Here is a 12,938-nt window from a genome sequence, read left to right as displayed (position 1 = left end):
CGCGGGACGGTCAATGCCCGGGACGGTCAATGCGCGGGGCGGTCAATGCGCGGGGCGGTGTCCGCGATCGGTCGGCGAGACCGCGGTCGTCGGCGTCGGGGCGGCCGTGGGAGTGCCCGCCGGAGTGGTGGGGGTCGGCGTCGGGTGCGTGCTGGGGGTCGGCGAACCGGAGGGGGAGGGGTCGGTGGGCGACGGTGTGGGTGTGGCGGAGGGGGGAGCAGTGGAGGGGGGCGCGGTCGGCGGCGGTACTCCCCGGCGGCCACCGCCCGTACCGGGCCCCTGGAGTGTGACCACGGCCGTGGAGGGGCCGGCGGACGGTCCGATGGTGACCTGCGCGGACCAGGGGTCGGCGGGTGTGGCCGCCTCGTCCACGGTGACCAGGAGGGTGAGCCGCTCGCCCGGCGCGAGCGTCCCCGAGGCGCGGCTCAGCCGCAGCCAGCGCGCGGTCGCGGCGGCCCGCCAGCTCACCTCCGTGCCACCGGTGTTGACGAGGGTGATGACCGTGCGGCCGCCCATCTCGCCCGCGGTGACGGTCAGCCGTCCCGGAGCGGCTGCGACCGGCCCGGGGCCGGCGGCGGGGGGAACCGCGGAACCGGCCGGGGCCGTCGCCCCGCCGGGATCGGGCAGGCCGAGATCGGCCCCGTGGTGGCCCTGGACCGTCGGGGCCGACCTCGGCCCGGCAGGCGGCAGCACGGCTCCATTCCCGTACGGTGCTCTGGCGTCTGACGGGTTGTCCGCCGCCGAGGTGTCGACCCGCACCGAGGACACCGGCGACACCGGGGCCTGCGCCCCCGCGTGGCCGTGATGTGTCGCCCACATGGCGACCACCGGGGCGGCGACCACCATGGCGATGACCGAGCTGGTCATCGCCCGCTGCCTCAGCATCGTCGCCCGTTCCGAGCGGACGGTGCGGTGGACCGGAAAACCACGACGGTCAAAGCGCGGCTCGGCGGCTGCGGACGCGGCCTCGGACCGTACCCCGGAGGACGTGCCGAGTCGTCCCGCGCCCAGCGAGGCGAAGAAGCCCTCCGCGGCCTCCTGCTGCCAGGCCTCCGCAGGCGCCTCGACCAGCCGCAGCGCTCCGGGCGCACGGAAGGTACCGGGCCAGGGCCCGGCCGCCGCCGCCCGCTCCGCCGTACCCCGACAGGTCGGGCAGTCGTCCACGTGCCGCACCAACTCGCCGCGCAGCGCGGCCCCCAGCACGGCGCCGCGCTCCCGGCCGAGCCGGGCCAGCTCCGGGCAGTCCCCGGCCTTGAGCACGGCCAGTGCCGCCGCCGTACGTTCCAGCTCGCACACCGCCTGCGCCAGCAGCGCGCCGGCCTGATCGGGGCGCAGGTCGACGACGGCCGCCAGCTCATGGGTGTCCAGACCATGCCGTCCGGCGAGCTCCAGCGCCTCCCGTTGCGCGGGGGCCACCCCGGCGGCCTCGGGCCAGGACAGGCGAGCGAGCCGCGAGTGCTGCGTGGTGTGACGGCCCGTCATCCGTGCGGGCGTGACCCGGATCGGCTCGGCCTCCATCCGGAGCAGGCAGACGTGCCGTGCCAGCGCGTACAGCCAGGCACGTTGGAGCTCGGGGCGGCGCAGCCGCCGGCGGTGCCGGACCGACAGCTGCCGCACCTCGCGGACCGCGGACAGCGCCTCGTCCTGGTCGCAGAGCACCGAGAGGCAGTAGGTGAAGAGGGCGTCGCCCAGCCGCTCCCATGCCTCCTCCAGGGCGCGGGCGCCGGTCGACCGCGGGCTCCCCGCTCTCTGCTCGGCTCTGCCGTGCTCTCGTCTGTCGTGCTCTCGTCTGTCGTGCTCTCGTCTGTCCTGGTCTCGTCTGTCCTGGTCGGTTCGGTACTGGTCGGTTCCGTACTGGCTGTCCCGAAGGCCGCCGCCAGGTCCGCCACCGCTCGGCGGGGCGAGTGGGGCGCGGGGCCGGGGAACGGCTCTGGCCTGCGAGTCGGTGGTCACTCCTCGACGTTAGAGCGGAACATGGGCGCTGATGGGCGGATGCGTCCTGGATACCCCTTTCGGGTGACCGGCCATCGATGTCAGTGGTCGGCTGTAGCGTTCAGCGCATGGCAGCCCGATCGTCCTCGTCCAAGACCCGCGCTTCGTACCGCTGTACGGAGTGCGGCTCCACGCCGCCCAAGTGGACCGGTCGCTGCACCGAGTGCAATGCCTGGGGCACCATCGAGGAGTACGGCGCGGTGCCGGTCCGGACGACCGCGGCCGGTCCGGTGACCAGTGCCGCGCGCCCGATCGGGCAGGTGGACGCGAGGGTCGCCGCCTCCCGGCCGACCAACATCGACGAGCTCGACCGCGTGCTCGGCGGCGGCCTGGTCCCCGGGGCGGTGGCGCTGCTCGCGGGCGAGCCGGGCGTGGGCAAGTCCACGCTGCTGCTCGACGTCGCCGCGAAGGCCGCCAGCGAGGCCCACCGCACCCTCTACATCACCGGGGAGGAGTCGGCGAGCCAGGTCCGGCTGCGCGCGGACCGGATCGACGCCCTCTCCCCGCACCTCTACCTCGCGGCGGAGACCGACCTCGCCGCCGTCCTCGGCCATATCGAACAGGTGCAGCCCTCGCTGCTGATCCTGGACTCGGTGCAGACCATCTCCTCGGCCCAGCTGGAGAGCGCCCCCGGCGGCCCGGCCCAGATCCGCGAGGTGACCGCCGCGCTGATCCGGGTGTCCAAGGCCCGTGCGATGTCGACGCTGCTGGTCGGCCACGTCACCAAGGACGGCTCGATCGCCGGCCCGCGCCTACTGGAGCACCTGGTGGACGTGGTCCTGCACTTCGAGGGCGACCGACACGCCCGGCTGCGGATCATCCGGGGCGTCAAGAACCGCTACGGGGCGACGGACGAGGTCGGCTGCTTCGAGCTGCACGACTCCGGGATCACCGGTGTCGCCGATCCGTCCGGACTTTTCCTGACGAAGCGTGACAAACCGGTCCCCGGCACCTGCCTGACCGTCACTCTGGAGGGCCGCCGCCCGCTCGTCGCCGAGGTGCAGGCGCTGATGGTGGACTCGCAGATCCCGTCCCCCCGGCGCACCACCTCGGGTCTGGAGTCGCCGCGGATCGCGATGATCCTGGCCGTGGTCGAGCGGCACGGCGGGGTCCGCGTGGGCAAACTCGACATCTACACCGCGACGGTGGGCGGGGTGAAGCTCACCGAGCCCGCCGCCGACCTGGCCATCGCCCTGTCCGTGGCCAGTTCCGCCGCCGACACGCCCCTGCCGCCGAATCTGGTCGCGATCGGCGAGGTCGGCCTCGCGGGCGAAGTGCGCCGGGTCACCGGGGTGGAGCGTCGGCTCGCCGAGGCGGCCCGGCTCGGCTTCACGCACGCCCTGGTCCCACCGGAGCCCGGCAAGGTCCCCGCGGGAATGCGGGTGACCGAGGTCGCCAACATCGCCGAGGCCCTGTCCGCGATCCCGGGCAGCGGCGGCCGGGCCCGCTCGCGCGCCAAGGCAGAGGGGGGACGCAACGGCGCACGGCCGAAGGACGCCGCCCAGCGCGCCGTGGCCGCCTATGCCGACGTCGCCGCCGACATCCCCGACGACGCCGCCGAACTGATGAACGGATGGGACCCGATCGACCCGGTCTGACCTCTCGCTGCAGGCTCACGTCAATAACCAGGCACGCCTCGGCGCACCCACCGGTAAACTCATACGCGCACACCGCACCCCACCGGAGGAGTCGTCCCCGTGGCAGCCAACGACCGGGCGGATCGCTCCTCCCGCGAGGAGGCCCTGATGCGAGCCTCGCTCAGCGCCGTAGCCCCTGGCACCCCCCTGCGCGACGGCCTGGAGCGCGTCCTGCGCGGCCGTACGGGCGGGTTGATCGTCGTCGGTTTCGACAAGACGGTGGAGTCGCTCAGCACTGGCGGCTTTGTCCTCGATGTGGAGTTCTCCGCGACCCGACTGCGCGAGCTCTGCAAGCTCGACGGCGCGGTCGTCCTCGACAAGGACATCACCCGAATCGTCCGCGCGGGCGTCCAGCTCGTCCCGGACGCCACCATCCCCACCGAGGAGACCGGCACTCGGCACCGCACCGCCGAACGCGTCAACAAGCAGACCGGCTTCCCGGTCGTCTCGGTCAGCCAGTCCATGCGGTTGATCGCCCTCTACGTCAACGGCGTTCGCCGGGTCATCGAGGACTCAGCGGCGATCCTGTCCCGCGCCAACCAGGCGCTGGCCACACTGGAGCGGTACAAGCTGCGGCTCGACGAGGTCGCGGGCACCCTGTCCGCGTTGGAGATCGAGGACCTGGTGACGGTCCGTGATGTGGCGGCGGTGGTACAGCGGCTGGAGATGGTCCGGCTGATCGCCGGCGAGATCGCGGGCTACGTCCTGGAACTGGGCACGGACGGGCGGCTGTTGTCGCTCCAGCTCGACGAGCTGATCGCCGGCGTCGAGCCCGAGCGTGAGCTCGTCGCCCGCGACTACTTCCCCGAGCGCGCCGCCAAGCGCGGCCGTACCGTCCAGGAGGTCCTCGACGGCCTGGAAGCGCTCACCCACACCGAACTGCTGGAGCTGCAGACGGTGGCGAAGGCCCTCGGCTACCCGGGCACCCCGGAAGCGCTGGACTCCGCCGTCAGCCCGCGCGGCTACCGGCTGCTGGCGAAGGTCCCCCGGCTCCCCAACACTGTCATCGAGCGCCTGGTCGAGCACTTCGGCGGACTGCAGAAGCTGCTCGCGGCCAGCATCGACGATCTGCAGACCGTCGAGGGAGTCGGCGAGTCGCGGGCCCGTTCGGTGCGGGAGGGCCTGTCGCGGCTCGCCGAGTCGTCGATCCTCGAGCGTTACGTCTGACGTCCCGCCGACCCCGGCGGAGGTCCCGCCGCCGGGGTCGGCGGACCTGACGATCCGGGGAGCGTCAACTGCCGAACGGCGCGAGCTTGAACTGGTGCGAGGGCTGGACCGTCACGCCCTGGACGCCGACCCGGGCGACATACGTCCCGGCCCCCGCCGCGCTGCCACCGCTACCCGGCACGCAGCCGGGGGCGGAGGTGGTGCGGGCCCACTGGAACACCGCGGTCAGCGGGGTGCTGGAGGCGGGCACGGCGTACCACTGCGCCGCGGACACCTTCGGGCAGTCCCCGGATGACCAGACATGGCTGTTGGCGTCGCTGCTGACGGTGATCACCGCGGACTTGGCGCCCAGGTCGACCCGGCAGGCCGCACCGCTGGTGTTGGTGATGGCCAGCTGGAAGGTGGGCCACTGGGAGGAGCTGTAGGTCTGCTCGGCGCTGGTCAGCGACAGCTCCACGTCGGCGGCGGCGCAGACGGGCAGGTTCATGGTTCCGGCGGCGTTCGCCGGCGGAGCGGACCCGCTGCCGCCACTCGCGCTGCCACCACTCCCCTTGGTTGTGCTGCCGCCGCCGGTGCTGCCGGTGCCACCGCTGCCGCCGGACCCGCCGCCGGTCACCGGGACGACGGTGCCGCCGTTGGTCCCCGCCGGGGCGCTCGCCGAGGCGCTCGCGGACGGGCTCCCGCTGCTGCCCGCTCCGGCCGAGGTGGACCCGTCACTGGAACCACCGCCGCCCGAGCCGGTCGGCCCCGGTGTGATCGAGGTGATCGGGTGCGACGTCGGAGCGGTCGCTCCGGACTTCTTTCCGCCACCGCCGGTCAGCAGCCACACGAGCAGGGCCAGCACGGCGGCGAAGACCGCCAGCACGACAAGGCGCCGCCGCCAGTAGATGGACGAGGGCAGCGGCCCGACGGGATTGCGCAAGGAAGGCACGAGCAAACCTTACGAGAGATCAACCCCCGGCCAGAGCAACACCGCCGTACCTGCGGCCCCTTCTTTCACATGATCGTGCGGATCGTCCGTTCGGATGGTTTACCAGGGCCATTCCGGTCACCGAGCACTGACCGCGCGTGTGCGAGGATCGGAGTCGCCATGACTGAAGCCCTGACACGAGCCTCGACCGGGACTCAACGCCTCCATCGCACAGTTCTCGCCTGGTACGCCGCGAACGCGCGGCAACTTCCCTGGCGGGAGCCAGCCGCCGGCGCCTGGGCGGTGATGGTCAGTGAGTTCATGCTCCAGCAGACCCCCGTGAAGCGGGTGCTGCCCATGTACGCGGACTGGATGGAGCGCTGGCCCACCCCGGCCGCGCTCGCCGCCGCGGCGCCGGGCGAGGCCGTCCGTGCGTGGGGACGCCTCGGCTACCCGCGCCGCGCGTTGCGGCTGCACGCCGCCGCGACGGCGATCACCGAGCAGCACGGCGGCCTGGTCCCCACCGACCACGCCGCGCTGCTCGACCTGCCCGGCGTCGGCGAGTACACCGCCGCCGCCGTGGCCTCGTTCGCGTACCGGCAGCGGCACACCGTCCTGGACACCAACGTCCGCCGCGTCCTCGCCCGCCTGGTCGACGGCCGCGAGTTCCCCTCCACGGCGACCACGGCCGCCGAGCGCCGTACCGCGACGGAGCTACTGCCCGAGGAGCCGGAGACCGCCGCGACCTGGGCGGTCGCCGTCATGGAACTGGGCGCGCTGGTCTGCACCGCCCGCACGCCGGACTGCGCCCGCTGCCCGGTGGCGGCGAGCTGCGCCTGGCTGCTGGCCGGCCGCCCGGCGCACGACGGTCCTCCGCGCCGTGGCCAGACCTACGCGGGGACGGACCGTCAGGTGCGCGGCAAGCTGCTGGCGGTACTCCGCGAGGCACACGCCGAGGTCCCGCAGTCCGCGCTGGACGCGGTCTGGCCGGACGCCGTGCAGCGCGCCCGCGCCCTGGACGGCCTGGTCGCGGACGGGCTGGTCGAGCCGATCGGGCCCGGCGTGTACCGCCTGCCGGGCTGAGGCAGGGGTGAGCCCGGCCTGTCCCCGGCTGCCTGTGGCCGGCTATGCCTCCGCGGTGGCGACCACCGGCACGGTGTCCGCGGCCGGCTCGGGCGCGGACCGCAGCGGCACCTCCACCAGGAACACCGCCAGCGCGATGCCCACCGCGCTGATCAGCGCGCCCCAGAGGAAGATGCTCTGCACCCCGCTCGCCACAGCATGGTTGTACGCGTCCCGTACCGGTGCCGGCAGGTGTCCGAGCATCGCGGGCGTCAGTTGCGCGTGCCCGGCGACGGCCTTGCCGCCGCCCGTGCCCAGCCGCGCCGACATGGTGTGGGTCACCCGCGAGCTGAACAGTGCGCCGAACAGCGACACCCCGAAGGATCCGCCGATGGTGCGGAAGAAGGTGGAACTGCTGGAGGCGACGCCGATGTCCCGGAGCGCGACACTGTTCTGCGCCACCAGCATGGTGATCTGCATCAGGAAGCCCATCCCCGCCCCGAGCACCACCATGAACAGCGCCGAGACGACGCGGCTGGTGCCGACGTCCAGTCGGGACAGCAGCAGCATCCCGCCAGTCATCACCAGCGTGCCGACCACCGGGTAGATCTTGTAGCGACCGGTGCGGGTGACGGCCTGGCCGACGACCAGCGACACCACCAGCATCCCCAGCATCATCGGCATCAGCAGCAGTCCGGAGTTGGTGGCGGACGCACCCTGAACGCTCTGCTGATACAGCGGCAGGAAGGTGATCGCGCCGAACATCACGAAGCCCACGACGAAGCCGAGGCCGCAGATCAGGCTGAAGTTGCGGCTGCGGAACACGTGCAGCGGCAGCACCGGCTCCTCGCCGCGCTGCTGCACCCGCTGCTCCACCCGCAGGAATCCGGCCAGGGTCACCGCCGCGAGCACCAGCAGCCCGGCGATCTGCCAGGACCCCCAGGAGTAGGTCTGGCCGCCCCAGGTGGTGACCAGGACCAGGGCGACGATGCCGACGGTGAGCAGTCCCGCCCCGGCGTAGTCGATCCGCGCGCTGGACCGGTACTGCGGCAGATGCAGGGTGAGGGCGATGACGACCAGGGCCAACGCACCCAGCGGCAGGTTGATGTAGAAGATCCAGTGCCAGCTGAGGTGGTCGGTGATGGCACCGCCGACCAGCGGTCCGCCGATCATCGCGACGGCCATCACCGCGGCGAACATGCCCTGGTACTTGCCGCGGTCGCGCGGCGGGACCAGCGCACCCATGATCGACATCACGCCGACGATCAGGCCGCCGGCGCCCAGGCCCTGGACGGCGCGGAAGGCGATCAGCTCGTTCATGTTCTGGGAGAGCCCGGACAGCGCGGATCCGGCCAGGAAGATCACGATCGAGGCCATGAAGATGCCCTTGCGACCGTAGAGGTCGCCGAGCTTGCCCCAGATGGGGGTGGAGGCGGTGGTCGCCAGGATGTAGGAGGTGACCACCCAGGAGAGATGGTTGACGCCGCCCAGGTCGCCGACGATAGTCGGCATGGCCGTGCCCACGATCATGTTGTCGAGCATGGCGAGCAGCATCGCGATCAGCAGACCGCTGAGCACGATCCGGATCTCGCGCGGCGTCCGGATCAGTTGGGCGTCCGGATCGGCGTCGGTCCCACCGTCCGCCGGACTCCCCTCTCCGTGCCCCTGCCCCTGCCGTGAAACCTGGTCCTGAGCCATCAGAACTCTCCCCACACCCGAACTTACTTGCCGCCCGGCTAGTACCCTTGTCAGCCGCACGGTAAGCTCAGTTCCCAGTGGTCGTCAACCCGGTTTTCGCCGCCCCCGGCGGGACCTGCGACAACGACCGCGACAGCACGGCAGCACCCCCTCACCGGACAGGCACACAGGCGGAGCGATGACCACCCAGACACCTCGCGGAGACACCAGGGCGCGCATCCTCGACATCGCCCTGGAGCTCTTCGCCGAGCACGGGTACGAGAAGACCTCGCTGCGGGAGATCGCGGACCGCCTGGGCGTCACCAAGGCCGCGCTGTACTACCACTTCCGCACCAAGGAGGACATCCTCGCGGGGATCGTGGACAGCATGTCCGCCCCGATCGAGGAAGCCATCGCCTGGGGCGAGCAGCAGCCCTACAGCCCCGCCGTCCGGGACGAGATCGTGCGCCGGTTCGCAGAGGGCATGGCCGACCGCCAGCCCCTGCTGCGGTTCTTCCACGAGAACCAGCCGACCATCCGCGAGCTCAGCGTCGGCACCCGGTTCAAGGAGCGCATGATCACCCTGTCCCGGCTGATGCAGGGCCCGGAGCCGACCTTCGAGGACCGGGTGCGCGCGGCGATCTCGCTGATGGCGATCAACGTGACCCAGTTCATCGCCGAGGCCTGCGCCGAGGACCCCGCCCTGCTCCCCGACCTCCCGGACGAGGACATTCGCAGGGCCGTCGCCCTGACCGTCGCGCTGGACATCGCCGAACGCATCGGCAAGCCCACGACCGAGGTCTAGCGACCCGGGGAGCGACACGGCAGAGCGCCGGGACGCCCTTGCAGCGGAGCTACGTGGGCCCGCGGCGCCGGCCGCTGATGTCAGGGCCGGCAACGCGGCAAGCGGAGGTGCCGGGCGGTAGGCGCCTGAGCCCTGTCGCTCCCCCAGGTCGTAAGGCCGGCCTCCGTGAGAAGGGCCACACGCCGGCCAGGCGCCATACCGCCGCGGACGCCGCCCGTGCGAGTCTGTGTTCCCCTTGAAGTTCCTTCTGACGTGTTCTCCTCGAAGCGTTCTGCCCGGCACGCGCACCTCCTCTCCCCTCACCGACAGGAGCGCCACCGTGACCCTCAAGATCAAGCCCGGCACATCCTGGGACGACACCTACGCCCGCTGCCTCTCGGCCGCCCCCGAGGCCTTCACCCCTGACGGCCTGCTGAACCTGGTCCGGGGCGAATGGCACGCCGTCGGCACCCCCGGCGAGCACACCACCCCCGTGGACGGCAGCCGCATCCCCGGGCCGCCGCGGATCGGCATCGACGAGGCCGCCACCGCCGTCGACTTCGCCATCGCCCAGCACCACACCTGGTCCAGGACGCCCCTGGACGAGCGGAAGGCCCGGGTCTCGGCCGCCGTCGACTCCCTCGCCGAGCACCGCGACCTGCTCGCGCTGCTCCTGGTCTGGGAGATCGGCAAGCCCTGGCGAGCGGCCTGCGCGGACGTGGACCGCGCCCTGGACGGCGTGCGCTGGTACCTCGACAACATCGAGCGCCAGCTCGCCCTCCCCGACGGGAGCCACCGCACCCCCCTGCCGGGCCCGGTGTCCAACATCGCCAGCTGGAACTACCCGATGAGCGTCCAGGTCCACGCGGAGCTGGTACAACTCCTCGCGGGGAACGCCGTCATCGCCAAGACCCCCTCCCAGGGCGGCTTCCACTGCCTCACCCTCGCACATGCCCTGATGCACCGGGCGGGCCTGCCGGTCACCCTGCTCTCCGGGATGGGCTCGAAGATCGCCGACGCCCTGATCCGCTCCCCCGGCCTGGGTGCGCTCGCCTTCGTCGGCGGACGCGCCAACGGCCGCCGCGCCGCGACCTCCCTCGCCGACCTGAACCGCCGTCACTTCCTGGAACAGGAAGGGCTGAACACCTGGGGCGTCTGGGACTACTCCGACTGGCCCGCGCTTGCCGCGCATCTGCGCAAGGGCTTCGAGTACGCCAAGCAGCGCTGCACCGCCTACCCCCGCTACGTGGTCCAGCGCCGCCAGTTCCCGGCCTTCCTGGAGACCTACCTCGCCGTACTCGGCAACCTGCGGTTCGGCCACCCGCTGGCTGTCCTCGACGCCGACGCGCCGCTCCCGGAGCTGGACTTCGGCCCGGTCATCCACGCCGCCAAGGCCACCGAGCTGGCCCGGCACTTCGACGACGCGATCACCTCCCGCGCCGTCCCGCTGCACCGGGGCACCCTCGCCGACGGCACCTTCCTGCCCGACCAGGACGTGAGCGCCTACACCGCCCCCGCCTGCGTTCTCGACCCGCCGCCCAACTGGGCCCTGCACCACGCCGAACCGTTCGGGCCGCTGGACTCGATCGTGCTGGTCGACACCGAGTCGGAGCTGCTCGCCGCCATGAACGCCGGCAACGGCTCCCTGGTCGCCAGCATCGCCACCGACGACCCGGCGTTCGCCGCCAGGATCGCCCCGGACATCCTGGCCTTCAAGGTCGGCGTCAACGCTCCACGGTCGCGCGGGGACCGCGAGGAGGTCTTCGGCGGGCTCGGCGCGTCCTGGAAGGGCGCCTTCGTCGGCGGCGACCTGCTCGTCCAGGCGGTCAGCTACGGCCCTGAGGGCGCGGACGAGAAGCTCTACGGCAACTTCCCCGGCTACTCCCTCTACCCCTCCCGCTGACCTCGACCAACCTCGGCCAACCACCCTGTTGACCCGTCAGTAACTTCGTGTGACGCTCCTGCTGTGCCCTGCACCACCCCGCAACGCACACGACGAGGAGCACGTCGATGTCGACCCATGACCTCTACACCCACCCGGTCACCGAGGGAGTCTGGACCGTCCCCGCCTCCGGTGCCGCCCGCTTCAACTGGGAGTACGACGACGGGCGCGACCGCCTGCTCGCGCTCTACCAGAAGGGCAAGGACAAGCAGTGGGACGCGGTCAAGCGCATCGACTGGTCCCTCGAAGTGGACCCGTACGACCCGCTGGGTCTGCCCGACGAAGCACTGTCCATCTACGGCACCCCGTACTGGGCCAAGTTCAGCGAGCAGAACCGGGCCGACCTGCGCCGGCACTACGCCTCCTGGCAGTTCAGCCAGTTCCTGCACGGCGAGCAGGGCGCCATGGTCTGCGCCGCCCGCATCGTCGAGTCCGTCCCCGACCTGGACGCCAAGTTCTACTCCGCGACCCAGACCATGGACGAGGCCCGCCACGCCGAGCTCTACTCCCGGTTCCTGCACGAGAAGATCGGGATGCTCTACCCCATCAACGACAACCTCCAGGCGCTGCTGGGCGACACCCTGCGCGACGCGCGCTGGGACATGCCGTACCTCGGCATGCAGGTCCTCATCGAGGGCCTGGCCCTGGCCGCCTTCGGGATGCTCCGCGACACCACCACCAAGCCGCTCCCCAAGCAGCTCCTCGCCTACGTGATGCAGGACGAGGCGCGCCACGTCGCCTTCGGGCGGATGGCGCTGCGCGACTACTACTCCCAGCTGAGCACGGCGGAACTGGCCGAGCGCGAGGAGTTCGTCATCGAGGGCTGCTATCTGATGCGCGACCGCCTCCGCGGCGTCGAGGTCCTCACCAACTTCGGCATCCCGCTCGCCGAGGCCGAGGAGATCAGCGAGCAGAGCGAGTACCTGCAGTTCTTCCGCAAGCTTCTGTTCTCCCGCATAGTCCCCTGCGTCAAGGACATCGGCCTCTGGGGCCCGCGCCTCCAGCAGGCGTACGTCGACATGGGCGTCTTCGAGCTGGGCGACTCCAATCTCGACCTGCTGATGCAGCAGGACGAGGAGATAGCCGAGACGCTCGACGCGGAGCGCTTCGCCGCCGAGGAGGCCGCGCGCGTCGCCGAGGTCGAGCAGGCCATCGCCGAAGGCGCCGCGGCCGGCTGACCGCGGGCCCGCCGCACCCGCGCGTCAACTGAAGGTCCAGGCGAGGAGGACGCAGTCCTCCTCGGCGGTGGCGCCCGCCGACCGGTACGTGGCCAGTGCGGCGGGGTTGGCGCGGTCGGTCAGCACCCACATGCCGTAGAGGCCCCGGGTACGGGCGAGTTCCGCGAGCGCCGAGACGAGCGCGCGGCCGATGCCACGGCGCTGGTGGCCCTCGTCCACGGCCAGCTCGTAGAGGAACATCTCCGTGCCCTTGTCGGGGTGGGTGACCTCGACGCCGCTGACGAAGCCGACGGGTTCCGGACCCGCGTACGCGACCAGGAGGTGGTGGTCCGGCGAAGCAAGGAAGCGCTCGGCGGCGGCCCGGCGCGCCGGGCCGTCGTACAGCCGCTCGGCGGCGACGACATCCGCGACCGTCGTCGCCCGTCGGATCTCCATCTCTGCCACCGTCGCTCCTCTCCAGGCCCCCGCACGTCGTCACCCGCCTCCGCCGTCCTCTGACACGCCTCAGGGCCTGTCCTGCCCCCGCACGAGGCGGGGGAAGGACAGGCCCTGAGGCGTTGGTCCGGCCGGTCTCCCGGCTCGGCCCGGG

At 72.1% G+C, this 12,938-nt stretch carries 10 protein-coding genes; 6 read left to right on the top strand and 4 right to left on the bottom strand.

The window, feature by feature from the left end; genetic code table 11:
* Positions 1-42: 42 nt before the first annotated feature.
* The gene (locus ABIA33_RS00525; protein ID WP_370075670.1) at positions 43-1,953 is read right to left on the bottom strand and encodes a sigma-70 family RNA polymerase sigma factor; all 1,911 of its coding nucleotides are present in this window, start codon (positions 1,951-1,953) and stop codon (positions 43-45) included.
* Between the two features lie 107 nt (positions 1,954-2,060).
* Between ABIA33_RS00525 and radA the strand changes: the two genes are divergently transcribed.
* Complete coding sequence (gene radA / locus ABIA33_RS00520) at positions 2,061-3,590, top strand: DNA repair protein RadA (protein WP_370075668.1); 1,530 nt, start codon at positions 2,061-2,063, stop codon at positions 3,588-3,590.
* Positions 3,591-3,737: 147 nt separating this feature from the next.
* Positions 3,738-4,796: a DNA integrity scanning diadenylate cyclase DisA gene (gene disA / locus ABIA33_RS00515; protein WP_370076216.1), complete on the top strand. Its 1,059-nt coding sequence runs from the start codon at positions 3,738-3,740 to the stop codon at positions 4,794-4,796.
* Between the two features lie 64 nt (positions 4,797-4,860).
* On the opposite strand, the gene ABIA33_RS00510 is transcribed toward disA, so the two are convergent.
* Positions 4,861-5,727, bottom strand: a complete 867-nt coding sequence (locus ABIA33_RS00510; RefSeq protein WP_370075666.1) for a hypothetical protein — start codon at positions 5,725-5,727, stop codon at positions 4,861-4,863.
* Between the two features lie 159 nt (positions 5,728-5,886).
* On the opposite strand from ABIA33_RS00510, the gene ABIA33_RS00505 reads away from it, so the two are divergent.
* Positions 5,887-6,789: an A/G-specific adenine glycosylase gene (locus ABIA33_RS00505; RefSeq protein ID WP_370075664.1), complete on the top strand. Its 903-nt coding sequence runs from the start codon at positions 5,887-5,889 to the stop codon at positions 6,787-6,789.
* Between the two features lie 42 nt (positions 6,790-6,831).
* Here the strand turns inward: ABIA33_RS00505 and ABIA33_RS00500 are convergent, their stop codons facing one another.
* Complete coding sequence (locus tag ABIA33_RS00500) at positions 6,832-8,466, bottom strand: MDR family MFS transporter (RefSeq protein WP_370075662.1); 1,635 nt, start codon at positions 8,464-8,466, stop codon at positions 6,832-6,834.
* A 178-nt stretch (positions 8,467-8,644) separates the two neighbouring features.
* Here ABIA33_RS00500 and ABIA33_RS00495 point away from each other — a divergent pair, with 178 nt between their 5' ends.
* The 3 genes from ABIA33_RS00495 to ABIA33_RS00485 all read left to right on the top strand — a co-directional run bounded on the left by ABIA33_RS00495 (position 8,645) and on the right by ABIA33_RS00485 (position 12,349).
* Positions 8,645-9,250: a TetR/AcrR family transcriptional regulator gene (locus ABIA33_RS00495; RefSeq protein WP_370075660.1), complete on the top strand. Its 606-nt coding sequence runs from the start codon at positions 8,645-8,647 to the stop codon at positions 9,248-9,250.
* 319 nt (positions 9,251-9,569) lie between these two features.
* Entirely contained in the window at positions 9,570-11,132 is a 1,563-nt protein-coding gene (locus tag ABIA33_RS00490) for an aldehyde dehydrogenase family protein (protein WP_370075658.1), read from the top strand.
* Between the two features lie 107 nt (positions 11,133-11,239).
* A complete protein-coding gene (locus ABIA33_RS00485) occupies positions 11,240-12,349 on the top strand; it encodes a ferritin-like domain-containing protein (protein WP_370075656.1) in 1,110 nt (369 codons plus the stop codon).
* Positions 12,350-12,373: 24 nt separating this feature from the next.
* On the opposite strand, the gene ABIA33_RS00480 is transcribed toward ABIA33_RS00485, so the two are convergent.
* Entirely contained in the window at positions 12,374-12,784 is a 411-nt protein-coding gene (locus ABIA33_RS00480; RefSeq protein WP_370076214.1) for a GNAT family N-acetyltransferase, read from the bottom strand.
* Positions 12,785-12,938 lie beyond the last annotated feature (154 nt).

It is taken from the genome of Streptacidiphilus sp. MAP12-16 (assembly GCF_041262165.1).
Classification (GTDB): domain Bacteria; phylum Actinomycetota; class Actinomycetes; order Streptomycetales; family Streptomycetaceae; genus Streptacidiphilus.
This window is presented reverse-complemented; position numbering and strand designations above follow the sequence as displayed.